The organism is Mycobacterium sp. RTGN6 (assembly GCF_033804605.1).
GTDB lineage: Bacteria > Actinomycetota > Actinomycetes > Mycobacteriales > Mycobacteriaceae > Mycobacterium.
Genome location: NZ_JAPZKZ010000009.1, coordinates 1 through 25,478 on the forward strand (window position 1 = coordinate 1; position 25,478 = coordinate 25,478).

22 protein-coding genes and 3 pseudogenes are annotated in these 25,478 nt (G+C 65.0%); 18 read left to right on the forward strand and 7 right to left on the reverse strand.

The window, feature by feature from the left end; all coding sequences use genetic code 11:
- Positions 1 to 215: 215 nt before the first annotated feature.
- On the reverse strand, positions 216 to 1,235 hold the full coding sequence (locus tag SLQ33_RS21575) for an MBL fold metallo-hydrolase (RefSeq protein ID WP_319455931.1): 1,020 nt from the start codon (positions 1,233 to 1,235) through the stop codon (positions 216 to 218).
- Between the two features lie 247 nt (positions 1,236 to 1,482).
- Between SLQ33_RS21575 and fabG the strand changes: the two genes are divergently transcribed.
- The 10 genes from fabG to SLQ33_RS21625 are packed head-to-tail and all read left to right on the forward strand — an operon-like array spanning position 1,483 to position 10,421.
- Positions 1,483 to 2,217 (forward strand): 3-oxoacyl-ACP reductase FabG, encoded by a 735-nt coding sequence (fabG, locus tag SLQ33_RS21580; RefSeq protein ID WP_319455932.1) that lies wholly within the window; start codon positions 1,483 to 1,485, stop codon positions 2,215 to 2,217.
- Positions 2,214 to 2,984, forward strand: a complete 771-nt coding sequence (locus SLQ33_RS21585) for an enoyl-CoA hydratase/isomerase family protein (protein ID WP_319455933.1) — start codon at positions 2,214 to 2,216, stop codon at positions 2,982 to 2,984. The genes fabG and SLQ33_RS21585 overlap by 4 nt, the downstream gene beginning before the upstream one ends.
- Positions 2,981 to 3,781, forward strand: a complete 801-nt coding sequence (locus SLQ33_RS21590) for an enoyl-CoA hydratase/isomerase family protein (RefSeq protein WP_319455934.1) — start codon at positions 2,981 to 2,983, stop codon at positions 3,779 to 3,781. The genes SLQ33_RS21585 and SLQ33_RS21590 overlap by 4 nt, the downstream gene beginning before the upstream one ends.
- Positions 3,778 to 4,602 (forward strand): enoyl-CoA hydratase/isomerase family protein, encoded by an 825-nt coding sequence (locus SLQ33_RS21595; protein WP_319455935.1) that lies wholly within the window; start codon positions 3,778 to 3,780, stop codon positions 4,600 to 4,602. Before SLQ33_RS21590 ends, SLQ33_RS21595 begins: the two co-directional genes overlap by 4 nt.
- Entirely contained in the window at positions 4,599 to 5,873 is a 1,275-nt protein-coding gene (locus SLQ33_RS21600) for an aromatic ring-hydroxylating dioxygenase subunit alpha (protein WP_319455936.1), read from the forward strand. Before SLQ33_RS21595 ends, SLQ33_RS21600 begins: the two co-directional genes overlap by 4 nt.
- Positions 5,870 to 6,403 carry an aromatic-ring-hydroxylating dioxygenase subunit beta gene (locus tag SLQ33_RS21605; protein WP_319455937.1) on the forward strand — a complete coding sequence of 178 codons (534 nt, stop codon included), beginning with the start codon at positions 5,870 to 5,872 and terminating at the stop codon, positions 6,401 to 6,403. The genes SLQ33_RS21600 and SLQ33_RS21605 overlap by 4 nt, the downstream gene beginning before the upstream one ends.
- On the forward strand, positions 6,403 to 6,657 hold the full coding sequence (locus SLQ33_RS21610) for a hypothetical protein (protein WP_319455938.1): 255 nt from the start codon (positions 6,403 to 6,405) through the stop codon (positions 6,655 to 6,657). The genes SLQ33_RS21605 and SLQ33_RS21610 overlap by 1 nt, the downstream gene beginning before the upstream one ends.
- Positions 6,654 to 7,865, forward strand: a complete 1,212-nt coding sequence (locus SLQ33_RS21615; RefSeq protein WP_319455939.1) for an acetyl-CoA C-acetyltransferase — start codon at positions 6,654 to 6,656, stop codon at positions 7,863 to 7,865. Before SLQ33_RS21610 ends, SLQ33_RS21615 begins: the two co-directional genes overlap by 4 nt.
- A complete protein-coding gene (locus SLQ33_RS21620; protein WP_319455940.1) occupies positions 7,862 to 9,247 on the forward strand; it encodes an OB-fold domain-containing protein in 1,386 nt (461 codons plus the stop codon). The genes SLQ33_RS21615 and SLQ33_RS21620 overlap by 4 nt, the downstream gene beginning before the upstream one ends.
- The gene (locus tag SLQ33_RS21625; RefSeq protein ID WP_319455941.1) at positions 9,225 to 10,421 is read left to right on the forward strand and encodes an acetyl-CoA acetyltransferase; all 1,197 of its coding nucleotides are present in this window, start codon (positions 9,225 to 9,227) and stop codon (positions 10,419 to 10,421) included. The genes SLQ33_RS21620 and SLQ33_RS21625 overlap by 23 nt, the downstream gene beginning before the upstream one ends.
- 46 nt (positions 10,422 to 10,467) lie before the next feature.
- Here SLQ33_RS21625 and SLQ33_RS21630 read toward each other — a convergent pair whose 3' ends face one another.
- Both SLQ33_RS21630 and SLQ33_RS21635 read right to left on the reverse strand, forming a co-directional pair.
- Positions 10,468 to 11,982 (reverse strand): GMC family oxidoreductase, encoded by a 1,515-nt coding sequence (locus SLQ33_RS21630; RefSeq protein ID WP_319455942.1) that lies wholly within the window; start codon positions 11,980 to 11,982, stop codon positions 10,468 to 10,470.
- Positions 11,983 to 12,088: 106 nt separating this feature from the next.
- Positions 12,089 to 12,475: pseudogene (locus tag SLQ33_RS21635) on the reverse strand (nuclear transport factor 2 family protein); the annotation flags it as partial.
- A gap of 340 nt (positions 12,476 to 12,815) precedes the next feature.
- Between SLQ33_RS21635 and SLQ33_RS21640 the strand changes: the two are divergent.
- Positions 12,816 to 13,589 (forward strand): hypothetical protein, encoded by a 774-nt coding sequence (locus SLQ33_RS21640; RefSeq protein ID WP_319455943.1) that lies wholly within the window; start codon positions 12,816 to 12,818, stop codon positions 13,587 to 13,589.
- A 16-nt stretch (positions 13,590 to 13,605) separates the two neighbouring features.
- On the opposite strand, the gene SLQ33_RS21645 is transcribed toward SLQ33_RS21640, so the two are convergent.
- The 3 genes and pseudogenes from SLQ33_RS21645 to SLQ33_RS33635 all read right to left on the reverse strand — a co-directional run.
- A complete protein-coding gene (locus SLQ33_RS21645) occupies positions 13,606 to 14,337 on the reverse strand; it encodes a TetR/AcrR family transcriptional regulator (protein ID WP_319455944.1) in 732 nt (243 codons plus the stop codon).
- A 46-nt stretch (positions 14,338 to 14,383) separates the two neighbouring features.
- Positions 14,384 to 15,463 carry an oxidoreductase family protein gene (locus SLQ33_RS21650; RefSeq protein WP_319455945.1) on the reverse strand — a complete coding sequence of 360 codons (1,080 nt, stop codon included), beginning with the start codon at positions 15,461 to 15,463 and terminating at the stop codon, positions 14,384 to 14,386.
- 154 nt (positions 15,464 to 15,617) lie between these two features.
- A pseudogene (locus SLQ33_RS33635) lies at positions 15,618 to 15,745 on the reverse strand (NAD(P)-binding protein); the annotation flags it as partial.
- Positions 15,746 to 15,984: 239 nt separating this feature from the next.
- On the opposite strand from SLQ33_RS33635, the gene SLQ33_RS21660 reads away from it, so the two are divergent.
- Complete coding sequence (locus tag SLQ33_RS21660; RefSeq protein ID WP_319455947.1) at positions 15,985 to 17,616, forward strand: class I adenylate-forming enzyme family protein; 1,632 nt, start codon at positions 15,985 to 15,987, stop codon at positions 17,614 to 17,616.
- A 1-nt stretch (position 17,617) separates the two neighbouring features.
- Positions 17,618 to 19,345, forward strand: a complete 1,728-nt coding sequence (locus tag SLQ33_RS21665) for a class I adenylate-forming enzyme family protein (protein ID WP_319455948.1) — start codon at positions 17,618 to 17,620, stop codon at positions 19,343 to 19,345.
- A 15-nt stretch (positions 19,346 to 19,360) separates the two neighbouring features.
- On the opposite strand, the pseudogene SLQ33_RS21670 reads toward SLQ33_RS21665, so the two are convergent.
- Positions 19,361 to 20,409: pseudogene (locus SLQ33_RS21670) on the reverse strand (LLM class F420-dependent oxidoreductase).
- Positions 20,410 to 20,578: 169 nt separating this feature from the next.
- On the opposite strand from SLQ33_RS21670, the gene SLQ33_RS21675 reads away from it, so the two are divergent.
- From SLQ33_RS21675 to SLQ33_RS21695, 5 genes are all read left to right on the forward strand, one after another.
- Complete coding sequence (locus SLQ33_RS21675; RefSeq protein ID WP_319455949.1) at positions 20,579 to 21,619, forward strand: phosphotransferase family protein; 1,041 nt, start codon at positions 20,579 to 20,581, stop codon at positions 21,617 to 21,619.
- 62 nt (positions 21,620 to 21,681) lie between these two features.
- Positions 21,682 to 22,593, forward strand: a complete 912-nt coding sequence (locus SLQ33_RS21680; protein WP_319455950.1) for a hypothetical protein — start codon at positions 21,682 to 21,684, stop codon at positions 22,591 to 22,593.
- A gap of 37 nt (positions 22,594 to 22,630) precedes the next feature.
- A complete protein-coding gene (locus SLQ33_RS21685; RefSeq protein ID WP_319456234.1) occupies positions 22,631 to 23,083 on the forward strand; it encodes a MaoC family dehydratase in 453 nt (150 codons plus the stop codon).
- 1 nt (position 23,084) lies between these two features.
- Complete coding sequence (locus tag SLQ33_RS21690) at positions 23,085 to 24,293, forward strand: enoyl-CoA hydratase-related protein (protein WP_319455951.1); 1,209 nt, start codon at positions 23,085 to 23,087, stop codon at positions 24,291 to 24,293.
- A gap of 3 nt (positions 24,294 to 24,296) precedes the next feature.
- A complete protein-coding gene (locus tag SLQ33_RS21695; protein ID WP_319455952.1) occupies positions 24,297 to 25,457 on the forward strand; it encodes an acyl-CoA dehydrogenase family protein in 1,161 nt (386 codons plus the stop codon).
- The last annotated feature ends 21 nt before the right edge of the window (positions 25,458 to 25,478 follow it).

Consider the following 25,478-nt stretch of genomic DNA (forward strand, 5'->3'; position numbering starts at 1 on the left):
CAAACGCAAAATGCCCAAATGGCACGTCAAGCGCGCCCATCACGCATCCTGGCCTCAGCCACAGCACTCACCAGACATCACCGTCCGACCACCTTAACTGAACGGTATTGGGACTAGTTCCCCAGCGCTCCCAGGCAATTGACGTGGCGATTCGGGCCACCGTTGACACCAGTCCCACCTTGTCGCTGATGGCCATCTTCACGTGCCTCCTGCATTCATGTGATTGCGTAGTGATTCGCCGGGCCCGATGTGTCACAGGTGAGGGACCCGCGGGCAACCAGAAGGTCGAGGTGGGCTGCGACCTCGAGGATCGCGGTCATTCCGTGCACCGCCCCCAGCTCGTCGACGGTGCGCTCGTGGCGCGTCCACAGCATGCGCCGGGCAACGTCGTAGGCGGTGTAGGAGCCTGCCGCTACCAGCTGGTGGACGAGGTCGAGACGCTCCCGGTGATGATCGAGCAGCTCGTCGACCCGGGCCTTGACGCTTTGTGTCACCGCACCGTGGGCGGGAAGCATCCACGCGTCCGGTAAGTCGAGGAACAGCCGAAGCGAGGAAAGATAGGACCGAAGTGGCAGCTCTTCGGGCGTTCGCTCAAGGGCGATCGAGGGTGTGATACGCGGCAGGATGTGGTCACCGGTGAACGCCAGTCCGGACCCGCGATCCTCGTAAACCATGTGGCCACGTGTGTGCCCGGGTGTCGCGCGCGCGACGATCACCGTTCCGCCGCAGTCGATTTCATCACCGTCATCGAGCCAGATGTCGGGCGGCCCGTACGGAATGTCCCGTTCGAACGGTTCGAACTCCAAGTCGGCGATCGTCTGCGCGAGTGCGGGTGCGCCTGCCCGGCGCAGCAGCCCCGCTTGCATCGGATAGGCGCCGGTGGCCTCGTCGAATGCCTCGATCGAATGGTGCTCCTGACGGCCAATCATCACTGTGGTGCCATAGCGCCGCTGCCACAGAATGGCCCGGGTGAAGTGATCCCAATGGGCGTGGGTGACGACGATGCGCCGCACGTCGGTGGGAGCGAATCCGAGCCCGCGCAGCGCGTCGATGATGACGGATTCGCTTGGCTCGTCGGCCCAACCGGAGTCCACTAACGTCACCCCGTCGTCGCCCAGGATGGCGTAGACATTCACCACGCGCAGATCCGACAGTGGAAGCGGCAGCGGGATGCGTACGACGTGCGAGGCGACGCTTTCCGCCTCGCGATCAGTGGTCAGACGACGATCCAGCATTCCAATGAGTCCCTTCGCCTCCGACGACTGCGTGCAATTTAACACGGAGTAGAAATCTGGCCGAACCGGCCAAGGGTGGCGTTTGGGGCATCGGGGTGGCCGGTTGACTCCGATCCGATCACGGCATCGAGATCAACCAACGGCCGGGGCGAGCGTGCGAGCACCTGGGCCTAGTTGAAACGCCGAGGGACTTAGTTTAATATTGATTAGAAATTGATGCCTCACACGGTCGGAGTCTGCGTTGCCCATGACTGATCCACTGCTCGCTGACCGCGTCGCCGTCGTCACCGGGGCGGGGCAAGGCATCGGGCGCGAGATCGCTCGGTCGCTGCGCGCCTACGGCGCGAACGTGGTTCTGGTCGACATCGACGAAGCTGCGGCGGAGTCTGCTGCCGCGGATGTCGACGGAATGGGGCTGGCCTGCGACGTGACGTCGGAGGAGCAGATGCGCGCGGTCGTCGCGGACACGATGGGTCAGTTCGGTCGGCTGGACGTCTTCGTCAACAATGCGGGAATCACCAGGGACGCGTCGCTGAAGAAGATGACCGTCGAGCAGTTCGACACCGTCGTGACGGTGCATCTGCGGGGGACCTGGCTAGGTGTGCGCGAGGCCTCCGCGGTGATGCGCGAGGCGAAATCAGGCAGCATCGTGAACATTTCGTCTCTGTCGGGAAAGTCCGGGAATCCCGGCCAAACCAACTACAGTGCCGCCAAGGCGGGCATCGTCGGCCTGACCAAGGCCGCCGCCAAGGAACTGGCGCATCACAACGTCAGGGTCAATGCCGTTCAGCCAGGCCTCATTCGCACCCCGATGACCGCAGCCATGCCACCCGAGGTCTTCGCCGAGCGCGAGGCGGCCGTTCCCATGAAGCGTGCCGGTGAGCCGGCCGAGGTCGCGGGCGCGGTGGTGTTCTTGGCGTCGGACTTGGCCAGCTACATCACTGGAACGGTTATCGAGGTCGGCGGGGGCCGGTACATATGACGCCGGTATCGGTCAACGCGGCTGACGGGATCGGTCGGATCACCCTCGATCGACCGGAGCAGATGAACGCCGTCAACGTCGAGATGTGCGTCGAACTCGAGCGCGCGATCCTGACACTCGGATCGGACCCGGCGGTCAACGCGATCCTCGTCCGGGGAGCGGCTGGAAACTTCTGTGCCGGCGGCGATTTCGACGAAGTCGAAAGACTACGCGCGCAGGGGCCAATCGCATTGCGAACGCTGTTCGCCGCCTTCCGGCGCGCCTGCGATGCCATCGCCGCGGTCGACGTACCCGTGGTGGCCGCAGTCGAAGGAGTCGCCGCAGCGGGTGGGTTCGAACTCATGCAGGCCGCGGACATCGTGCTCGTCAGCGACGATGCGCGGATCTCGGACAATCACATCAGGTTCGGCATGATCCCGGGTGGGGGCAGCACTCAGAGGTTGCCTCGGCTGATCGGTCGCCAACAGGCGATGGGAGTCCTGCTCAGCGGAGAGCGGCTTTCGGGCGCAGACGCCGCTCGGCTGGGTCTGGCGTACCACAGCTTTCCGCGAGCTCAGTTCGATGACGCGGTCGAGGCGTTCATGTCCGCAATGGCAGGTCGCGACCGGAGCGCACTCACGGCCATCAAGAAACTGGTGGGCTCTGGGTTGCAGCAGCCCGCTGCAGCGGGTCTCGACGACGAAATCACCGAGGTAGTACGCCACATCAGCGAGGGGGCCGGACGCAACGGCGCGTCGGCCTTCAGCGAGCGAGGAGGAAAGCGGTGACGACGATCGGATCGGCAACGCCTGTCGCACTCGACGTGGAGGGTGGGCTCGCCCGCCTTCGGCTCAACCGGCCGGAGGTCTCCAACGGGTTGAACGTGGAACTGCTCAAGGCCCTGCACGAAGCGATCCTGGCCTGTCACGCCGACCCGAGCGTGAGGGTCGTGTTGTTGACCGGGGAGGGGCGCAACTTCTGCGCAGGCGGTGACATCCACACGTTCGAGTCAAAGGGTGCAGCGCTACCGGATTACCTGCGCGAGGCGACCGCCTGGCTACAGCTGGCGTCTGCTGCGTTGATTCAGCTACGGGTCCCGGTAGTGACGGCGGTGCAGGGCTTCGCAGCCGGTGGTGGCGGTCTGGGGTTGGTGTGTGCGTCAGACATCGTGATCGCCGGCGAATCCGCGAAGTTCTTCTCCGGCGCCGTGCGTGTCGGGATGGCCCCCGATGGCGGGGTGTCGGTGACGCTGACCCAGTTGGTTGGGCTACGGCAGGCGCTGCGGATCGTGCTGACCAACCCGACGCTCACATCCGCTGAAGCGCTGAGCATCGGGCTGATCACCGAGGTAGCAGCAGACGACGAACTGCAAAGTCGCGCAGAGGAGCTGGCTCTTCAGCTTGTCGAACTACCCACGCAGGCGTTGTCGGCGACCAAGCGTTTGGTGTGGAGCGGAATCGGAGCGTCCGTAGAACAGCGGTTGGCCGAGGAGGCGCGGACGGTCTCCGAACTCTCCGGCACCGCCGATGCCCTCGAAGGCCTGCGTGCCGTCATCGAACGACGGCCGCCGAGGTTCCAGCGATGACGACGTCTGCTCAGGAGTTCCGGTCCCGGGCCACCGGCCCAGTGCTCGCCGAGAAGATCGGCGCGGTCGCGGTGGTGACCCTGAATCGCCCCGACAAGCTCAACGCGATCGACATGCCCTTGCGGTTGGCGCTCGCCGACGCCATCGAAGCCGCCGACTGCGACACGTCGGTCAGGGCCATCGTGCTGACCGGAGCAGGCAAGGCCTTCTGCTCTGGCGGCGACATCAGCTCGATGGAGCGAATGGCTCCGCAGCAAGCGCTGGAGCGAGCACAGCTGGCGCAGCGTGTGATTCGGGCGATCTGGAGCACGGAAAAGCCCGTGATCGCTGCGGTCGAGGGGGCGGCCTACGGCGCGGGCGCTGCTCTGGCCGCCGCATGTGACCGCGTGGTCGCAGCGCGCGACGCCCGGTTCGCGACCACGTTCACCGCGGTCGGGCTTGCCGGTGACATGGGAGCCTACGTCTCGTTGCCGACCCGCGTCGGCGTGGCCCGGGCCCGCCAGATGTTGATGCTGCCCAAGCCGATTCCAGCGGAGGAAGCGCTGAGCATTGGACTCGTCGATGCGCTCGCCGAGCCGGGAGCGGCGCTTGACGCTGCGCTGCAGGACGCCAGCCGGCTCGCGGCGGCGCCAGCCCAGGCGCTCGGAGTGATCAAGTCGCTACTCGCAGTGGCGCCCGGGTTGTCCCCGTTCAACGTGCTCGACCGGGAAGCCGCCCATCAGGCCGCCCTCTTCGGCAGCGACGATTTCGTCGAAGGCGTCACCGCGTTTCGAGAGAAGCGGCCCGCAGTCTTCGGCGCCACGAAAGGAGTTCGAGAATGACATCGGTCAAGCCGCCCGATCTCGGCGTCGATGGCGCAAGCCGAGTCGCACCCCTGATCAAGCAAGACAAGGTGCACGGCTCGCTGTACACCGATCCGGCCATCTTCGCCGAAGAACTTCAGAAGATCTGGTACCGCACATGGGTATTCGTCGGCCACGAAAGCGAAGTCAGCCAGCCGGGTGACTACGTGCGCAAGCGGCTCGGTCTGCAAGACGTCATCATGACCCGCGATCGCGACGGCGGTATTCACCTTCTCCTGAACAGGTGTGCTCATCGCGGAAATCAAGTCTGCGATGCCGCCAAGGGCAACTCCGCGACGTTCCGGTGTCCCCTCCACGGGTGGACGTACCGGAACACCGGCGAACTCATCGGCTTCCCGTTCTTCAAGGGCTACGGCGGCCGCAAACTTGACCTCGCGATGGGACGGGTGACACGCGTCGAGTCATACGAGGGCTTCGTGTTCGGCAGTTTCGCCGAGGAGGGACCCTCACTCGTGGAGCATCTCGGAGCCGCCGCTGGCGAGATCGACCGGCTGGTGCGGCTGTCCCCGCAGGGGCGGGTGGAACTGTCGGCGGGGTGGCTTCAGCACGAGACGAGCGCCAACTGGAAGCTGCTGGCGGAGAACGAGACCGACGGCTATCACCCTCAGTTCGTGCACGGTTCGATCTTCGGGGTGACCGGCAGCACGATCGGACCGCTCTACAGCGACGCCTCCACGGCGGTGACGCGAAACCTAGGAAACGGTCACAGCGAGAACGACCTGCGCCCGGAGTTCCGCAAGTTCGCGGAACCGATGCGGTGGTTCGGCACCACCGAACAACGGGTGCCGGACTACGTCGCGGCGATGCGCGAACGGCACGGGGAGGCCGCCGATCAGTTTCTGATCGAGGGTGCACCGCACGTGATGATCTTCCCCAACCTGTTCATCGCCGAGATCCAGGTCTTCAACATCCAGCCAGTCTCGGTCAACCAGTGCGTTCAATACTCCACGGCGGTCCAGCTCGTGGGCGCACCTGAGCTGAACAAGCGAATGGTGTCCCAGTGTGTCGGGTCGGTGGGTCCGGCCGGCATGTTGCTGGCCGACGACACCGAGATGTACGAACGCAATCAGCTGGGTATCGAGGCGCGACAGCCCGAATGGCTGGATATTCGTCGGGGCTTGCAGCGCGAGCGTACCGACGACAACGGCTTCACCATCGGGGGAGCGACCGACGAAACCGGCATGCGCGGCTTCTGGTCTCACTATGCGTCGCTGATGGAGGCAGAATGACCAGCACGATCGACAACACCGATGCGCTGACAGCGGTGCCCGACGGGTTCGACGTTCGCGACGTCGAGCAGTTCCTCTACCGCGAAGCGCGTTTCGCCGACGAAAGCGACTACGACTCGTGGGAGGCGTTGTGGACCGACGACGCGCTGTACTGGGTTCCCGCCGGGAACGACAGCGTCGACCCGATGGAATCGATGTCGGTGATCTACGACAACCGCAATCGAATCGCCACCCGACTCAAACAACTCCGCACCGGCAGGCGTTACGCCCAGGCGCCCCCGTCCAACCTGCGGCGGACGATTTCGAACGTCGAACTGCTCGGCGGCCGCGCCACCTCCGTAGGCGGCACTGACCTCGAGGTGGGCGCGAACTTCCTCGTGCTCGAGTCGCGCGCGCGAGGCAACCACCTGTGGGGTGGGCGTGTGACGTACCGGCTCCGTCGCGTGGAGGGGACGCTGCGGATGTCCTACAAGAAGGTCGTTCTGGTGGACAAGGACAAGCCCATCCCGACCATGGGGTTTCTGATCTGATGACCGTCGAATTCGGCGAGGGTGCACCCGTCAACGTGCCCGGCATCGGTCCGGTGGTCGAAAGCGAATTCGCGCAAGTCTCGGTCAACATCGACGACGAGGGCAACTCGCCGCGGCTGCGCCTGGAGGATCTGCGGACTGGTCGCGTGCGCTACCTCGACGCCCTCGAACTGGAGACCGTCATCTGGCTTCCCGCAGGCAAATTGGCTCAGCTCCTCGATCCGTCCGCAGACCGCTGGCGCGGTGACGAATGAGGCGCGCGGCAATCGTCGCCCCGGTGCGCACCGCGGTCGGCACGTTCGGAGGTAGCCTGCGGCCGTTACGCGCCGAAGATCTGGCGGCGAAGGTGGTGGCGGCGACGGTGCAGCGCAGCGGCGTCGATCCCGGCCGCATCGAGGACGTCGTCTTTGCACAGTCGTACGCGAACTCGGAAGCGCCGTGCATCGGACGCTGGGTCGCGTTGCACGCCGATCTCCCGGTTCAAGTACCCGGCTTGCAGATCGATCGCCGTTGCGGTGGGGGGCTGCAGGCCGTCATCACGGCGGCGATGACGGTGCAGACCGGCGCGGCCGACGTAGTGATCGCAGGCGGTGTCGAGTCGATGAGCAACATCGAGCACTACACGACGACCGCGCGTTGGGGTGCCAGGGCTGGCAATCAGACGCTCTACGACCGGCTCGATCGAGGTCGTGAAAGATCGCAACCCGCATGGCGTTTCGGCGAGATCAGCGGCATGATCGAAACGGCGGAGAACCTGGCCTCCGACTACGGCATCGACCGCGACGCTGCCGATGCCTTCGCCGCGCGCAGTCACCAACGGGCTGCCGCCGCCGTGCAGGCCGGGGCGTTCGACGACGAGATCGTGGCCGTCGAGGTACCCCAACGCCGAGCGGATCCGGTGATCGTCGACCGCGACGAGGGTGTGCGTCCTGACACCACGGCGGCCACGTTGGCGAAGCTGCGCACCGTGACGCCAGGTGGCACCGTCACGGCGGGTAACTCCAGTCAGCAGAACGATGCCGCTGCGGCCTGCCTGGTCGTGGCCGAGGACCGACTGGATGAGCTGGGACTGGTGCCCATCGGCTACCTCGAAGGCTGGGCCGCGGTCGGGTGCGAGCCATCGCGTATGGGAATCGGACCCGTCGGCGCGGTCGAGAAACTCTTCAGCAGAACTGGATTCGGGTTCGACGACCTGAGTCTCATCGAAATCAACGAAGCCTTCGCGGTGCAGGTACTCGCCGTCCTGTCCGGTTGGGGAGTAAAGCTCACCGACGTCGACGACCGGCTCAACGTCAACGGATCTGGAATCTCGCTCGGCCATCCCATCGGCGCCACCGGCGTTCGCATCCTCACCACGATGCTGCACGAATTGCGCAGACGGGGTGGGGGATTGGCGCTCGAGACCATGTGCATCGGCGGCGGGCAGGGCATCGCGGCAGTATTCCGGGGCGTCGCGGAATGACGGCGTCCCTGATCGCCTACGCGACGTACCTTCCCCGATATCGTCTGGCCGGGGGCGACGTCGGGCTGCGTCGCGGTGACCGGGTGGTCGCGTCCTACGACGAGGACAGCACCACCATGGCAGTCGCGGCGGCAGCACGCGCCCTCGAAGGACACCCGCTGCCCACCAACCTCTACTTCGCGACCAGCAGCCCCGCTTATGCCGACAAGACCAATGCGACGGCGATTCACGCTGCGCTCGAGCTGCCCCACGCCTCATTTGCGACGGATCTGTGCGGGACGGGGCGCAGCGGATTTGCGGCATGGCAGGCCGCTGCCGCCACCGGCGGGCTGGCGCTGACCGCGGACGTCCGGGTCGGCAGGCCCGGTTCTGCCGATGAACGCCTTGGCGGTGACGGGGCCGCAGCGCTGCTGTTCGGCGAGGGACCTGGGATCGCCGACGTCCTCGCCGCCACGTCGCACACGGCCGAATTCCTCGACCGTTGGCGATCACCCAGGTCGATCACGGGTGAGCAATGGGAAGAGCGCTTCGGTGCAGAGCGCTACGCGGCCCTGATCCGAACTGCCGTCGATCGGATACTCGACGAAACAGGGCTGGCCGAAGTCGATCACGTCGTGGTCGCGTGCCCCAACTCTGCCATCGTCAAACGCGTCGGCACGTTGGTGAAGGCGCTCAAGTCAACCCGCACTTCGCCCGTCGGGTTCTCCGGTGTCGCCGATACCGGCATCGCGCTGTCCGCAGTGCTCGACATCGCAGAGCCCGACGAGACCATCCTCGTCGTCTCGGCGTTCGACGGCTGTGATGCCGTTCTACTACGCACTACCGCCCAGTTGCCGCTCGCGCGCCAGTCAACCCCTGTCAGTCTTCAGCGGGCGGAGGGCAATGTGGTGACCCACCTGACCTATCTGTCGTGGCACGGGCTGGTCGAGCTCGAACCGCCACGTCGCCCCGAACCAGACCGACCTGCCGCGCCCCCGTCCGCACGCGCCGAGGAGTGGAAGTTCGGCTTCGCTGGGACACGTTGCCGCCAATGCGGATTCGTGCATCTGCCCCCGGTGCGGGTGTGTCGGAGCTGCGGGACCGAAGACGAGATGGACGCAGCGCCGGTTGCGACACTTCACGGCACCATCGTCACGCACACCGTGGACCACCTTGCGTATTCGCCGTCGCCGCCGATGATTCAGGCGGTCGTCGACGTCGATGGCGGCGGGCGATGCACCATCGAGGTCACCGATGCCGAACCCGAGCGTCTGCACGTCGGCGCGAGGGTCGCCTTTACCTTCCGTCGGCTGTTCACTGCCGGCGGCGTGCACGACTACTTCTGGAAGTCGCGTCTTCTGGACACCGGATCGGAGAACGATGGCAAGCCGCGGAATCACTGATCGGGTCGCGGTCGTCGGCATGGGATGTACCCGGTTCGGCGAGCGTTGGGACAGTTCCACCGAGGATCTGATCCTGGAGGCGTTCGCGGAATGCATCGGTTCGACGCCGAACATCGACAAGGGCGATATCGACGCGTACTGGCTCGGCACCCTGGGCTCGGGCCAGTCCGGCCTCACCCTGAGTCGTGCATTGGCCACCGACGACAAGCCCGTGACGCGCGTCGAGAATTATTGCGCCACAGGGTCGGAGGCCTTCCGCAACGCGTGCTACGGGGTGGCCGCAGGCGCCTACGACGTCGTGATGGCCGTGGGAGTGGAGAAGCTCAAGGATTCCGGATTCTCGGGTTTGATGCGTACCGATCCGCCGAGTGACGGAACGTCGCCGGAGTTGTCGATGACAGCGCCGGCTGCATTCTCGCTGCTCGACCCGGCGTACTGCGCCAAGCACGGGGTGCATCCCGACGAGATGCGCGAGGCCATGACCCACGTGGCGTGGAAGAACCACGACAACGGTTCGCGGAATCCCAAGGCGCAGTTCCGCTCACCCGTCTCACGCGAGACGATCGACAAGGCGGTCAAGGTCGCCGGTCGCCTCGGAGTGTTCGACTGCTCGGGCGTGTCCGACGGCGCGGCCTGCGCGCTGATCGTGCCCGCCGAGCGGGCGCTCGAGTACACCGATACTCCGATGTACGTCAAGGGACTATCCCTCGTCGCCGGATCGGCCCGGGGCTCAATGGATCCCGAGTTCGACTTCACCACCTTTCCGGAAGTGGTGAAGGCGGCGCGCGATGCCTACGGCCAGGCGGGAATCGACAACCCCAGCACGCAGTTGTCCCTTGCCGAGGTCCACGATTGCTTCACCCCGACTGAGATCGTGCTCATGGAAGATCTCGGTTTTTCGGAGGCTGGCCACGGGTGGAAGGACGTCCTCGGTGGGGACTTCGACGCGGACGGAAGGTTGCCGATCAATCCCGACGGAGGATTGAAGTCGTTCGGTCATCCGGTCGGTGCCAGTGGGCTGCGGATGCTCTACGAGGCCTGGTTGCAGTTCCGCGGCGCGGCCGGGGATCGTCAACTATCCGATCCGCACACGGCGTTGACACACAATCTGGGCGGGCGCCCGGGAGGCTGCGTGTCGTTCGTGTCGATCGTGGGGCGCGAACTCGGCCGCTGACGTCGACCTTGGGGCCCAACCCCGATTAAGCGCAGCAGCTGCCCGGTTAGTGTGAGCGGTCGAGGATGAGATCGACTGCGCGCAGCGCGATCATCATGGTGGGGGCGTTGGTGTTGCCAGAGGTGATAGCAGGTATCACTGAGGCATCGGCGACGCGCAGACCGTCGATTCCGTGCACGCGCAGATCCGGGCCGACGACCGACTGGTCATCGGTTCCCATGCGGCACGTGCCGACTGCGTGATAGATGCTGCCCTCGGCAGCTGACAGCCAATGACGCGCATCGTCTCCGGTCGGGGTCAGATTGGCACCGGTCACCCCGCGCATGGCCGGTTGAGATTCGATGAGTTCGCGGGTCAGCGCCGCGCCCGCCAACAGTTTTCGCACATCCTCGGGCCGGCCCAACCGGTCGAATTCGATATACGGTTTGGCGCCCCGGACGCTCACTCGACCGCGGCCCTCCGGATGCATCAGCACCGTGTAGGCCGTGAATGCGTCAGAGCGCTTCAAGATGGCTCGGCCGGTCACGGGATCAAGCTCGTAACGGACCGGGCTCACCGCGATCTGGAAGTCCTCGGTGAAGAGCTGAGCTTCGAATGGGGTGGTGGTCATCGGACCCTCACCGCGTGCGAAGAATTCGCGAAGCGCCTTGGCTGCGCTGACCGGACCCATGGTGTTTATCGTCGGCACCTTCGAGGCCCAGCACTGGGTGACGACGAGATGGTCGTGGAAGTTCTCGCCGACACCCGGCAGGTCGGCGACGCGCCCGCCGGCGGCGATGCCGGAGTTCATCAACAACGCGGCAGACCCAATGGTTCCGGCGCACAGCACGACTTCTTGCCGCGCCCGGATGACTTCGCCGCCGATTTCAATCCCGATAGCCCGTCCGCGCTCGACGACCACGCGAGTCACGGTCTTGCGCGTCACGACTTTTGGGCGTCGTTCACGGGGGAGGCGATGAAGGAATTCCCGGCCCGACGAACTGCGATAGCCCCGCCGCTGGTTGACCTGGCTGCGCGCCACCCCCAGTTGGTCGGCGCCGTTCGGATCCGGGTTGAGCCGATGGCCGGCGTCGGCGGCCGCCTGGATGAAGGCGTCGTCGATTTCGTGGTGATTGCCGCACCACGACACCGAAATGGGTCCGGACCCGCCGCGATGCTCGTCGGGACCTTCAACCCAACTCTCCAGCGCCTTGAAGTGCGGAAGTACGTCGCGGTAGGACCAGTCGGTTGCGCCGGCTTGCACCCATCCGTCGTAGTCGGCGCGCCGGCCTCGCACGTAGACCATTGCATTGATGGATCCGCTGCCCCCGATGATTCGCCCGCTGGCGAACGCACTCGCTTTTCCGTCCTTGCCGGGCTCGGGCGCAGTGGGGTATTTCCAGTTGGCTGTCAGGTAGAGCGTGGCGATCCCCAGCGGGAAGGCCACGTCGGGGCGTCGATCGGTGCCGCCCGCTTCCACGAGAATTACGCTCGCTCCGGCCGAAGCCAGACGACTCGCGATGATCGACCCGGCAGAACCTGCCCCGACCACGATGTAGTCCGCAACGTGAGGGTGTTTCACGTCGAACTGGCCTCCACACTTGAGTGCAGGCTCAACGAAGATGGTCGATCCTGCCAAGGGGTCGTATTGCCGGCATAACGGCGATTGTCGTTGCCTGGCATCGAAACTAAGCGGTCGCGCGTAGTTGAGCCACCATCTGGCCCGCATCCCAGAAGTCTCGGTGGTTGGTCAATTTTCCGTTCGTGCCGTAGTGGCACGCTGCGACGCCCGGGACGCTGAAGTTCTGCCCGTTGGACGGGATGACCGAGCCGTCGGCCAGGCGGAGCGCACCTTCGAAGGATCCACTCCACAGCCACTCCAGGTAGAGCACGCCGTCGCGAAGTGCCGGAGCGCAGAACTCGATGACGGAGTCCGGCGCGAACTTCAGCATCCACTGATGGAAACGCAGGATGCCGTCGTGGCCCTCGTAGGTGGTGCCCATGGCCATGTCGGTGTAGCTACCCGTCGGATCGAAGAAGTCGAGCAGGCCGACGGGATCCTTCGTCCACGCCGTGGAGTAGGCAGCGGCAAACGCGTCGAGGTCTTATGTCGGTTGGAGCGCGGTCATGATGGCGGTTGTCCTTTGGTCGGCGAGAGCGCGTTTATTCAAGATTAAAAAGAATCTAACTCACGCAACGATGGCGAACCACGCTGTTCCGTGAAATGCGTGGTCGGCGAATGCTTGTCTCGCTGTCATCGGTTCGCGAGGATCGCACTATTTCACACTAGAAAGTGAGGATCGAGCGAGTCGCAAAGTCGCTGGACTCATCACCATAGAGTGCTCTATGGTGATGGGCGTCACCAACGGCCAGATGGTCGCTTCGGCGGCAGTCATGTGAGCAAGGGAGAGTGCAATGGCAATCGATGTGGAACCTACGACCGGCGGTATCGCGCCGACTCGGGACGAAACCGTTCTGCGCGCAGACTTCCGGATGCTCCACGTGGCCACGTGGTCGGTTGTCGCTTACTGCGGGCTCGGGCTTGTCGGGTTCGCGGTGCTGGCCGGATTCTGGCCACCGCCAGCTGAGTACCTGGGCGCGGTCGACATCGCGGCCTACTTCCGCGAGCACGAGACCACCATTCGCATCGGCATGGTGATGATGGCGATGGGTGCGCCGTTCTACTTCGTGTGGAGTGCGGCCCTGTCGAAGATCATCGGCCGAATTGAGGGTCCGATGGGGGTGCTGTCCACCGTCGAACTGCTCGGCGGTCTGCTCACGGCCATCGTCACGCTTGTCCCGCCGACGATCTGGTTGACGGCGGCGCTGCGGGCGGACACGCGCACCGATGAGTCGATCCAGCTGTTTTATGACTTCGGCTGGATTTTCTTCGACCTCACGTTCATCTGCTCGGTCTTGCAGAGCGTCGCTCTGGGCTTGGCGATCCTGCGGGACCGTCGGCCAACCCCACTGTTCCCCCGGTGGGTCGCGTGGCTGGCCTTCCTCGTCGCGGCGACATACTTTCCGCTCGTCTTCGTTCCGTTCTTCCGGGATGGGCTGTTCGCGTGGCACGGGCTGATCAGTTTCTGGGCAGTGTTCGTCATGTTCTTCGTGCTAATCGCGGTCGTTACGCCGTACGCGCTCAAGGCATTACGCACCCTCGAAGCCGAGCTGACGGCGCCGCGCTGACCTGCACAGCCGCCGGTCAGGGCGGGGATGCGTAGCCGTGCACGAGGTCGATGAACTGACCGAGCAGCTCGTCGAGCCCGTGCGCGTCAAATGGAAGACTGAGTTGCTGCCAGCCGACGATGAGGCTCAGGCCGTGCCGTGCCAGGCGATCTGCCCGAACGTCGGCCACACCAGCGTTGGAGACAGCCTCGGCAATGATCGCCAACCGCTGAGTATCGACGTGACGCTGAGCGGTTGCCACCGTCGAATCTGTTGCGCTCCACATGCGCATCGCTGCCTCGGCGGCATGTGGAACAGACTTCGCAAGTAAGCGCAGGATCTCGAGGCGATCGAACGGGTCCGATGTCTGTTGAGCCTCTAGCGAGATCTCGGCGGTCTGCGTGATCCAGCTCTCCAGGAACTGCGCGACGAAGTCGTCCCAACCGGCGAAGAAGTGATAAAAGGACCCGCTGGACACCCCCAGCCGCCGATGCAGTGCGGTCATCGTCAAGTGACCGAACCCCTGGGCGGTCAAGATTTCCAGAGCGGCCGTGAAGTACCTCTCCCGGCTGGCGCTTTCCGGCACGGTGCTCCTCGACTCGAACCTGTAGACGAGGCCATCGTCGCATGCGCCGCGCGGACTCACTTTGAGGGCGGGCTCGAGTGAGGTTTCACGGTACGCCGAGCGTTGCCAGAAGTCGTAGACAGTGCTGACCAGATGTGGCCGGACGGGTCGTCCGGCGTGGAGATTGCGCACGTCGTCCTCCATGGCGCGGAAGATGATGCCCAGCAGAATCCGGGACTGTGTCTCTACCTCAGAGTGAGCGCAGTGCCGCGAAGCTGTCGTTGGCGGTGATCTGTGCGGCGACGCGTCGTGCCATCGCGCCGAACATGGCGTCGCCGCGGGCGGTGCTCTGCACGCCCATCGAAACCGGGATGGTCAACACCAGGCCGAACAGCGCATGCGCCCGATACTCCCGCCAGCACTCGTCGAACGAATAGTTCTCGACGCCGTGGGACGAGAGTTGCTGGTGGTACTCGGTCACCAAATTGCGTTCGTGCTTCTCCCGCTCCGCCTCGGTCATCGACGTGCCCAGGAAATAGGAGACGTCGATGACACCGGGCGCGGCGGCCACGCTTTGCCAGTCCACCACTGCCACCGGAACCTCGCCGCCGCGCGCGTCGAACAGTAGGTTGTCAAGTCGAAAATCCCCGTGCCACAACGTGCGATGACTTCCTAGTGTCTCCAACCACGTGCCGACCTCGACGGCCAGCCGGTTCACCGCGGAGACGTGTTCGGGGTTGAGGTATTCACCGAATCGGTCCAACCAGGGAGCTACGACCGCGGGGATGGCAGCGCCGAGCATGCCCCAGACCGACTCCGCCGGCAGCCACCGTTCCCGGAGATAGTCCTCCTGCCATGAGCTGCCATGCAGCGCAGCCGCCTGGCCCAATGCCAGCGACGCCTGATCGGCTGTGCAGCCGCCGATCTGTTCCAACGTCCTTGCTGGCCCAAGATCCTCCAGCAGGGCAACGAAACTGACGTCATTGTCGGCGATGTCGGCGTAGTAACAGTCCGGCGTGCGGGTCTGCACACGGTTGGCCAGTCGCTGGTAGAACAGCACTTCGCGACGGTAAGCGGCCGTGGCGGCCGCCATCTGTCGACTCGCCTCGTCGGTGCTGGACACCTTGGCGACCACGCTGGCCGGGGCACCGGGAACGGCTGTCGCATAACTGAGCTCGAGCCGGTAGCTGGCAGCCATCTGGCCGGTTCCGATCGGCGTCACCGTCACTTCCTCGACGGTTGCGTCGGCGAAACGGCCAGAGATCCGCAGCATTGAGGTAATGCTTTGGGGAGTCAACGACTCCACGGTGTTCTCGGCAGTGGGCAGCATGGTGTTCTCCTGGGAGCGAATCAGGGTGTCGGTATGTCGGTTTGATGCGGACTAGGCGTCCTGTGGGGCAAGATCCGGTAACTGGGCGCCCGGTGGCACGAAGATCGGGCTGGGCTCCCCGGCCGACCAGCCTCCATCGACGGCGAACTCTGCAGTTGCCTCCGACGCGGTCGGGGGACTCGAAGCAGTCGTATTCGACTCCGGGGCGTCGGCGAGGTTCTTCGCGGAGGTGAGGCCGCTGATGCCCGCACCGATGATGGCGGTCTTGGGTGTGGCGTGCATGACTCTCCATCGTTGTTGTGAGTGCGCTCACTTGGGGCGACCGTAGCAGCATTCTCTGACACGCGTCGACAATTTGACAGCAGATTTCTATCGGCGATTCATAAACAGAAAGTGCTCGTAGATGCGTGAAAATACTGCCTCTAAGGCGACTATCGGTGTGAAGGCGGCTTCATTTCGAATCATGATTCAGTTATCTTTGGTGAGGTCCGTCACGGCGTCGAGCCGACGAGGAGAACACGATGACAGCGGCATCAGCAGGGGGATTGGGCCTTCGACCCGCCCATCTGCCTGCGGACGACAGCGCAGTACTAGTCGATCTCACCGTCGGTCAGTTACTGGCGCAGCGGGCGCAGACTCACGCCGAGCAGACCGCGCTCGTCGGGGTCCGGCACGATGGCTCACCGGCCCGCCTGACCTATGCGCAGCTCTGCGACGAGGCCGCTCGGGTCGCAACGGCGTTGAGTGCGCTGACCGAGCGAGGCGGTTGCATTGCCCTGTGGGCCCCGAACGTGCTGGAGTGGAACATCATTCAGTACGGCTCTGCACTGGCCGGTATGGTGCTCGTAGCGTTGAATCCTGCCCTGAGGGCCGAGGAACTCCGCTACGCGCTCACGCACTCGCGGGCAGCGGTCCTTATCCATGCCGACACCAATCGTGACGACGACCTCGCCGCCGTTGTGGACAGCGTGGCGCCCGGACTACCGAGCCTGATCTGCATCTCGCTGTCGGAGCGAGACCGGTGGCAGGCCGCCGAGGTGAGCAGCGCCGTCCTCGACTCCGCGCCGACCGACCCCGACGATGCAATGATGTTGCAATACACCTCTGGCACAACCGGCCGGCCCAAGGGTGTCCTGCTCAAGCACAGGTCTTTGGTCAACGTCGCGAAGCTGACGCTGGAGGCGGTGGGGGTCGAGCACGGTTCGGTGTGCCTGAATCCGCTGCCGATGTTCCACACCGCGGGCTGCGTGATCGCGACCCTGGGCCCCCTGTGGATCGGCGGGACGGCGGTTGTCGTCGAACGCTTCCGGCCCGGCCCGGTACTGGAGACGCTGCGTCGCGAGCACGTATCCGTCTTGTTCTATGTGCCGACCATCCTCGGTGCGCTGCTGGAATGTCAACGCAGCTCGACCATTCTGGCGCCGACGTTGAAGGTGATCATGGGTGGTGCGTCGAACGTCCCGGCTTCGATGATCGAAGACGCTGAGAAGGTCTTCGGCGCTACCGTGCTGAACCTATTTGGTCAGACCGAACTCGCCCCCGTGCTGTCGGCGACCAGGCCCACAGACTCGCGTCAGGACCAATTGACCACAGTGGGCCGCCCTCTGCCCCACGTCGAATGCAAGATCGTCGATCCGTACTCCGGTGAAACCGTTGCCATCGGCCAACCGGGCGAGATCTGCGCGCGGGGGTATCAGCAATTCCTGGAGTACCTGCACGACCCCGATGCGACGGCCCGCACGGTTGACTCCGAGGGCTTCGTGCACACCGGCGATCTGGGCACCCTCGACGAGCGCGGATACCTCACCGTCACCGGGCGGCTCAAGGAACTGATCATCAGGGGCGGGGAGAACATCTCGCCAGCCGAGATCGAGACGGTCCTCGGCGGTCACGACGCAATCCTCGACGTGGCCGTCGTCGGTGTGCCCGACCATCGCTGGGGCGAGATCGTCGCCGCGGTGATCCGGGTCCACGACGAGGCACCGCAGCTCGACAAGGCTGAGGTCGCCGATTTCGTCGCCGCGCGCTTGGCGCCGTTCAAGGTGCCGGCTCGGTGGTTCGTCACCGACTCCTTGCCGACGACCCCGACGGGCAAGGTGCGCAAGTTCGCCTTGCGCGACGCCATTGCATGCGGACACCTGCGGGAGATCTGACATGCCCGAGCCGACGGTCGCGACGACCGAGACCATCTACCCCAGACGCCAGGCGCTGCGTGAGGCCTTCCCCGCGTGGACGCCCACCACACTGCACGGTCGGCTCGACTCCTGCGCCAGGCTTTACGGAAGTCGGCCGCTGGTCGTTGGCGACGATGCGACCCTGACCTACCGCGACGTGGCATTCGAATCACAGCGCCTGGCGGCGGGATTGCGCCAGCTGGGCATCGAGCGGGGTGATCGCGTCGGCCTGGTGATGGCCAACCATCTCGAGTTCGTGACGCTCAAATTCGCGATCTCGCGGGCGGGAGCCATCGCGGTGCCGTTCAACTTCCTCTACAAGCAAGACGAACTCGCGTACGTGCTGGGCGATTCGGGGTGCCGTGTCTTGGTGACGATGACGGGGTTCGACGGTCTGGACTACCAGGCAATGCTCGACGGGTTCGCGCCCGGTTGGGACACGACCGGTTTCGCGAACCGCCCGGGCGGGCGCAACGACGCGGTGCCCGAGCTGCGACACGTGGTGGTCCTGGACACCGACGGGCGCGCGCGCCCAGGTGTTCGGTCGGTTGCCGACTTGGCGGCACTGGGAACCCGGCATCAGGGCTACGGCCGCGGTGGCGCAGTATCGCCGGACGATCCGGCCGACATGCTGTACACCAGCGGGACTACCGGTAAGCCCAAGGGTGTGGTCACCTCCCATGACGCGGTGTTGCGGACCGCGTACGCGTCGGCTCTGACGCGCGCCTTCGAGGACGGGCGCCGAATCCTGTTCTCGCTGCCCAGTTATCACATGTTCGGGTACGTCGAAGGCCTGCTGTCCGTCCTCTACGTGGGGGGCGCGATCATTCCCCTCACCGGGTTCAGCGCCGAGCGATACTTCGCGGGTATCCAACGTCACGGCGCCACGGACATGTTGTGCGTGCCAACGATGGCCGTCGCCATGGTGGAGAGCCCGTTGAGGTCGTCCTACAACCTGTCCTCGCTCACGGCCCTGCTCTGCGGCTCCGCACCCGCACCAGTGTGGCTCTGGCCTCGTATCGCCGAGGAGTTCGGCGTCCACGAAATCGTCACCGGGTACGGAATGACGGAGTGCGGTGGCGCGATGACCCTCACGCGTCCAGAGGATCCGCTGCACCTGACCACCGAGACGGCGGGACGACCGAAAATGGCTGGCGCAGCGTCTCTTCTGGGATCCGACGCACTCGTCGTCTACAAGACGGTGGACCCGGTGACGGGGGCGGAGCTGCCGGCAGGTGAAGAAGGCGAGTTGGTCTCTCACGGGCCGACCGTGATGCGAGGCTACTGGAACCGGCCCGAGCAGACCGCGGCCGCGCTACGCGGTGAATGGCTGCACTCCGGCGACCTAGGAGTTGTGCGATCCGACGGGTACCTCCGAGTCACGGGTCGCAGCAAGGAGCTCTACAAGAGCGGTGGCGAGCTTGTGATGCCGAAGGAGATCGAGGACCTACTTGCCGGCCACGACGACATCAGCCAGGTGTTCGCCATCGGGTTGGTCGACGACCGGTGGGGTGAGATCGGCTGTGCTGTCGTGGTTCTCGTGCCTGGCGCCAGTATGACCGAGTCCGACGTCCTGGCGCTCTGCCGTGAGAACCTGGCCAAGTTCAAGGTGCCCAAACGGGTGGTGTTCTGCGCGGCCGAAGACCTGCCCAAGACACCGACGGGAAAGGTTCAGAAGTTCAAACTCGTCGAGCAGCTGGCAATCTGAGCCCGCAAGCTGCCGTCAGCCGGTGTGTTCCTTGAGCAGCGCGAGCTGTTCGACCCGCTCCGCGTGTGACTGTGCCAGCGGTTCGGCGATGAGGCAGGTGACGCCGGCCGCCCGGTAGGCCTGCACTCGCCGTTGGACGTGTTCGATCGGTCCTATGAGTGCGATCGACCGGACGAATTCGTCGGGTACGACGGCTGCAGCCTCCTGCTTCTCGCCCTGCAGATAGAGCTCCTGGATCGACTCGGCTTCATCGGCGTAGCCGTAACGGGTGAACAGGGTGTTGTAGAAGTTCTTGCCCTTGGCGCCCATCCCACCGACGTACAGCGCGACGTGGTTTCGCACGCCGTCCAACGCTGCGGCTTCGGCCTTGGCGTCGTCGGTGATCAGTAGAAAGGTCTGCACGGCGATGCCGAGCTCGTCCAACGCGGGATCGCGCTTGGCGCGACCTACCGCCAACGCCTCGCCGAAGGCGAGGTCAGCCAGTTCGGGATGGAACAGGAAGGGCTGCCACTCGTCGAAGAGTTCGGCGGCCAAGGCAACGTTCTTTGGGCCTATCGCAGCGAGCAGCATCGGAATGCGCGTAGTGGCTTATTCATCAACCGAAGTGGCTTGCCCAGTCCGCTTCCACCCGCTGCTGCAGGTAGGGGAAGCTGATAGTGCGCGCCGTGGTACTCGCTCTTGTCCCGCCGCCAGATGCTCCGACAGATTTCCACGTGCTCGCGCGCACGTCGAAGTGGGGCGTCGTACTTCACACCGTGGAAGCCCTCAACGACCTGCGGGCCGGACGCGCCCAAGCCGAGCACGCAGCGCCCGCCGCTGATGTAGTCCAGGCCGGCTGCTGTCATCGCCAGGTTGGTCGGGGTGCGTGAGTACATGGGCAGAATGCCGAATGCTAGCTCGAGCCGTTCGGTCATCGCTGCGGCGTAACCCATTTGGGTGACGGCGTCGAACCCGTACGCCTCGGGGATCATGACGCGATCGAGCCCGACCGCTTCGAAGTCGCGCAGGTTCCTGATCGTCTCGCGGAAGTCAGTCGCGTACGAGATGGGCATGCCGAGTTTCATTGCCACGCTCCTCAACCGTCGGGGCCAGCATTGGCCTCGAAATCTAACACATAATAGAAAATGTGATCATTGGGAGACCGAGCGGTCTTTGACGACGGTCGAAAATAGTCTAATCTAGATTAAATAGTGGCATCGGGTGGTGGCGTTCGTAGAAACAGGGAGGCGTGCAGTGTCGGCAGCGAGCAACCTGATGTGCGACGACACCGCAGCGGTCGCTGCATGGCTCCGAGCCCATGGAGAGGACCTCGAGGGCGGCGTGACCATCGCCCGAGTCGGTTTCGGGCAGTCCAACATCACCACCATCGTTTCCGCCGCGGACGGTCGGGAGTGGGTGTTGCGTGAGCCCCCGCCGGGCAACCACACTCAGTCAGCGCACGACGTCACGCGCGAGGCCCGCATCGTGTCGAACCTCGCGAACAGCGGTGTCCCCGTCCCACGGGTCATCGGTACGGGCGTCGCCCCAAGCGGTGCCGGATTCTTCGTGATGGAGCGAGTGCCGGGCTCGCCCCTCGAAAGCGAGGACGACGCCGCCGAGTTGAGTACGCAGCAGCGGCGCGAACTCGGCCTGCAGGTGATTCGCACGCTCGCCCGACTGCACACCCTCGATCCCGCTGCGGTCGGCCTGTCAGACCTCGGACGGCCGAGCTCCACGCCCTACCTAGAGCGGCAGCTCCGTCGGATGTCGGCTACGTGGGCTCGCGTCGGAATGGCGACCGGCCACGATGTCGTGTGGCACGAGGTGCGGACCCTGCTGGGCGACGGATTGCCCGCGCCCGCTGCGACGGTCATCATGCATGGCGACTTTCGGCTGTCGAACCTTCTGGTTGAAAGCGGTCTTATCACTGCCGTGCTGGACTGGGAACTGTGCACGCTCGGCGACCCGCTCGCCGATCTGGCCTGGCTGCTCGACGACTGGCGGCAGCCGAATGACGATGCGATCTCGATGCCGAGCCCGACGCGCGTGGGCGGCTTCCCGGACAGACCGGCAATGATCGATGAATATCGCCGGCTCACGGGATTCAGCGTCGACCGCATCACGTACTACCGCGGGTTCACGCAATGGCGAGCGGCAACTTTGTTGCAGGGCGTGGCAGCTCGTCGGCGCTCGGGCGCGCTGGGCAGCCACGGAAACCTGGATCTGGACAGTCTCGACGACTCCATCGCAACGCTCTTGGCCGCTGCCGCGTCAGACTTGGAGGTGGCGACGTGATCCTTTCCGCAACAGACGATTACACTCACCCGGTCGGTCCGGAGTCGAATTGGAATGAGTCCATGTACTTCCAGTTCCACGATCCGATCGCCGGACTGGGCGGCTTCCTGCGGCTCGCGAAACGCTTCAACGAGGGGCGGGGTGAGCGGACCGTCTGCCTCTACCTCCCCGATGGATCGGTGGCATTCGGATTCGCGCGGCCCCGTGCCGACGCCGACGAGTCGTTTCGCGGGGCCGGGCTCGGCGTCGAGGTCGTCGAACCGTTCGAACACGTGCGCGTGACCTTCGACGGGACCGTCAACCTCTTGCCCGATCCGGCTGCACTGGTCGATCCCAAGCAGGCCCTATCGAGCACAGCCGTCACGAACTGCACGGCGACCCTTGACTTCCGCGCCGCAGCAGCGCCGTACGCGGAGACCTTCGACGGTGACAACGAATCCTTCGCGCCTCATCACTACGAACAGCTGACGAAGGTCAGCGGTGCGCTTGCTCTCGGCGATGCCTCGATCGACGTCAACGGCTTCGGCTTGCGTGATCACTCGTGGGGCCCCCGGTCCTGGCAGGCGCCCTACTTCTATCGGTGGGTGCACGGATCCACCGGTGGGCTCGGGTTTATGGGCGCCTACTTCGGCGAAGCCGATGGTGCTGACCGATCGGGCGGATTCGTCTGGGATGGAGCGCATCTGCACGTATGCGACGACGTCGAGGTCTCGACCGAACGTGACGTCGAGTCCCAGCCGCGCTCGGTCACCGTCGCGTTGGCCGCAGCGCAGCGCCGTTGGGTGTTCCGCGGTGAAGTCGACGCCATCGTTCCGCTCCGTCATCGACGGGGTGATGACGACAGTGGGCTGAATGCCACGCGGATCGCCGAAGCCGCGACCGTGTGGACCGCCGAGGACGGAACGACCTTGCACGGGATGGCCGAGTACCTGGATCAAGTTCACGACGGCCAGCCGGTCGGACTGAGGGTTTGAGGAGTAGACGATGAGTACCCAGAGTGAGCACGAAACGTTGACGGTGTTCAGCGGGCTGGCGGAGTTCACGGCCGCCGAGGGCGCCGAACTGGGCCCGACCGACTGGCTGGTCATCGATCAGGCCAGGGTCGATCAGTTCGCGCAGGCGACGGATGACCACCAGTGGATTCACGTGGACCCCGAGCGGGCGGCGAGTGGCCCCTACGGCGGCACGATCGCGCACGGACTCCTGACGCTCTCGTTGCTACCGCACTTCATGCACGACCTCTATCGCGTCGACAACGTCGCGATGGCGATCAACTACGGCTTCAACAAGGTTCGGTTCATTTCTCCCGTGCCGGTGGGGTCGCGCCTGCGCGCCGCATCCAAGATCACCGCCGTCGCCGAGGTCAGTGGCGGAGTGCAGGCGACCCTGACCACGACCATCGAAGTCGAGGGGTCGGACAAGCCGGCGGCAGTCGTCGAGTCCATCGTCAGGTACGTGGCCTGACGTGAGCATTGAAACTCGGGGCGACGTCACATCGACGGCCAAGGCGCTCTATCAGGCGCTGGCGGCCGGTGACCGGGACGCGATCGCGACGCTGCTGAGCGAGGACTTCGTCGGCCACGCCGCGGAGGGATTGCCGTTGGGGATGGGTGGGGAGCATCGCGGTGCCGAGGCGATGCAGCGCAACCTCTGGTGGAAGATCGGCAAGCACTTCAAGGTGGAGGCACAACCCGACGAGTTTCGGGTTCTCGACGACGGCAGCCTCTTGGTGACCGGACACTATCGAGGTGTGGCGCGCCGCTCTGGACGACCGCTGGACGCCGAATTCACCCACGTGCTGGGATTCGACCACGACGGGCGCATCGCGTCATTGCGCCAACTGACCGACACCGCTGCCTGGATCGAGGCCCTCGGGGCCGACGCGCCCCTCGAGACCATCGAGTACTCGGTCGCCGACGGGGTCGCGACCATCTGCCTGAACAGGCCGGACGAACGCAACGCGATCGATCTGCGGATGGGGGAGGAGACTCTGATCGTCGCCCGCAGGATCGCGGCCGATGAGTCCGTCCGGGCCGTCCTCATCTGTGGAAACGGTCCCTCCCTGACCGTCGGCGGGGACATTACCTACTTCCTCGAGTCGCCAGCCGCCGAGTTCGGAAATCTATTCTCCCGCATGACGACTCCGTTTCACGAGGCGTTCCGGATTCTCAGTCGGATAGACGCACCCATCGTCACCGCTGCGCAAGGGCCGGTGGCCGGTGGCGGGCTGGGATACGTCTACGCCGCCGACATTGTGTTGGCGGCCGAAGGTACCAAGTTCGTCACGGCTTTCGCGGGCATCGGGCTCTCCGGAGACGGTGGCGGCACCTGGCATCTGCCTCGGCTGATCGGACCCGCCCGTGCCGCACGGGCCTACCTGGAGAACCGTCCGATCACAGCCGAGCAGGCGCTCGACTGGGGCATGATCAGCGAAATCGTGCCCGCCGCCGAGCTCCGTCAACGAGCCGCTGCACTGGCCGCGTCGCTTGCACAGGGCCCCACCCGTGCATTCGGCCGCATGCGCACGCTCTTGCGCGACACCTGGGACAACGATCTGTCCCAGCAACTGCTGGCAGAGACCGAGGGAATCAAGGCCACCGGCGACACCATCGACGCCGCCAATGCCATAGCCAGCTTCGCCGCGAGGCGCACACCCAAGTTCGAAGGAAGGTAAGAAATGCCGGGACTCGTTGAAGATACGCCTGAACACAAGGAGATTCGCCAAACCGTATCGGGCATCGTCTCGCGATACGGTCCGGAGTACTTCCTGGAACGTGGCCGCAGCGGCCAGGGCATCGAAGAGCTGTGGAAGGACCTGGGCGCCGCGGGTCTGCTGGGCGTACACCTGCCCGAGGAGTACGGCGGCGGGGGTGGCGGCATGGCGGAGGCCGTCATCGTCGTCGAGGAACTGGCGGCGCACGGGATGCCGATGCTGATCTGGGTGATCTCGCCGGCAATCTGCGGCAACATCCTGTCTCACCACGGCTCGGAACAGATGAAACGTGACTGGCTACCCGACCTGGCTGACGGTTCCAGGAAGATGGCCTTCGGGCTGACCGAGCCAGACGCCGGATCGAACAGCCACAAGGTCGCCACCACCGCGCGCCGTACCGCAACTGGGTGGACGCTCTCGGGTTCGAAGTACTACATCTCGGCCGTCGATCAGTGTGATGCCCTGCTCTTGGTCGCCAAGGATGTCGAGCACTCGACTCCGGAGAAGAGTGCGCTTTCGCTCTTCGTCGTTCCCACCGACAGTCCAGGCCTTCAGTTTCAGAAGATCGAGACCTCAATCGTGTCGCCCGACAGTCAGTTCACCGTGTTCCTCGATGACGTCGAGGTCGGTGACGATGCGCTGATCGGCGAGGCCGGAAACGGGCTTCGGCAGGTGTTCGCAGGCCTGAACCCCGAGCGCATCCTCGTCGGCGCCATCTGCGGCGGCGTCGGGCGCTACGCCATCGGCAAGGCCGCGGACTATGCAAAGCAGCGTCAGGTGTGGTCGACCCCGATCGGCGCCCATCAAGGAATCGCGCACCCGCTGGCCGAAGCGCACATCGCCGTCGAGTTGAGTCGGCTGGCCACCATGCGCAGTGCGGAGCTCTTCGATGCCGGCCAATCAGCCGGCGAGGCCGCCAACATCGCGAAGTTCGCCGCTTCCGAGGCCGCGCTCAAAGCGCTCGATCAGGCCATCCAGACGCACGGCGGCAACGGTCTGGCACACGAGTACGGGCTATCCGAGCTGTGGTTCATCACTCGACTGATGCGTACCGCCCCCGTCAGCCGGGAAATGGTGCTCAACTTCGTCGCCCAGACGTCGCTCGGCCTTCCGCGGTCGTACTAGTAGTAGTGAAACCTGAAGGGA

Coding starts and splice junctions, on each gene's coding strand:
- SLQ33_RS21645 (WP_319455944.1), bottom strand. CDS start 14,337: ATGGAGGACGACGTGCGCAATCTCCACGCCGGACGACCCGTCCGGCCA.
- SLQ33_RS21600 (WP_319455936.1), top strand. CDS start 4,599: ATGACATCGGTCAAGCCGCCCGATCTCGGCGTCGATGGCGCAAGCCGA.
- SLQ33_RS21625 (WP_319455941.1), top strand. CDS start 9,225: ATGGCAAGCCGCGGAATCACTGATCGGGTCGCGGTCGTCGGCATGGGA.
- SLQ33_RS21575 (WP_319455931.1), bottom strand. CDS start 1,235: ATGCTGGATCGTCGTCTGACCACTGATCGCGAGGCGGAAAGCGTCGCC.
- SLQ33_RS21680 (WP_319455950.1), top strand. CDS start 21,682: ATGTACTTCCAGTTCCACGATCCGATCGCCGGACTGGGCGGCTTCCTG.
- SLQ33_RS21605 (WP_319455937.1), top strand. CDS start 5,870: ATGACCAGCACGATCGACAACACCGATGCGCTGACAGCGGTGCCCGAC.
- SLQ33_RS21640 (WP_319455943.1), top strand. CDS start 12,816: ATGGCAATCGATGTGGAACCTACGACCGGCGGTATCGCGCCGACTCGG.
- SLQ33_RS21585 (WP_319455933.1), top strand. CDS start 2,214: ATGACGCCGGTATCGGTCAACGCGGCTGACGGGATCGGTCGGATCACC.
- SLQ33_RS21615 (WP_319455939.1), top strand. CDS start 6,654: ATGAGGCGCGCGGCAATCGTCGCCCCGGTGCGCACCGCGGTCGGCACG.
- SLQ33_RS21660 (WP_319455947.1), top strand. CDS start 15,985: ATGACAGCGGCATCAGCAGGGGGATTGGGCCTTCGACCCGCCCATCTG.
- fabG (WP_319455932.1), top strand. CDS start 1,483: ATGACTGATCCACTGCTCGCTGACCGCGTCGCCGTCGTCACCGGGGCG.
- SLQ33_RS21595 (WP_319455935.1), top strand. CDS start 3,778: ATGACGACGTCTGCTCAGGAGTTCCGGTCCCGGGCCACCGGCCCAGTG.
- SLQ33_RS21620 (WP_319455940.1), top strand. CDS start 7,862: ATGACGGCGTCCCTGATCGCCTACGCGACGTACCTTCCCCGATATCGT.
- SLQ33_RS21665 (WP_319455948.1), top strand. CDS start 17,618: ATGCCCGAGCCGACGGTCGCGACGACCGAGACCATCTACCCCAGACGC.
- SLQ33_RS21650 (WP_319455945.1), bottom strand. CDS start 15,463: ATGCTGCCCACTGCCGAGAACACCGTGGAGTCGTTGACTCCCCAAAGC.
- SLQ33_RS21695 (WP_319455952.1), top strand. CDS start 24,297: ATGCCGGGACTCGTTGAAGATACGCCTGAACACAAGGAGATTCGCCAA.
- SLQ33_RS21610 (WP_319455938.1), top strand. CDS start 6,403: ATGACCGTCGAATTCGGCGAGGGTGCACCCGTCAACGTGCCCGGCATC.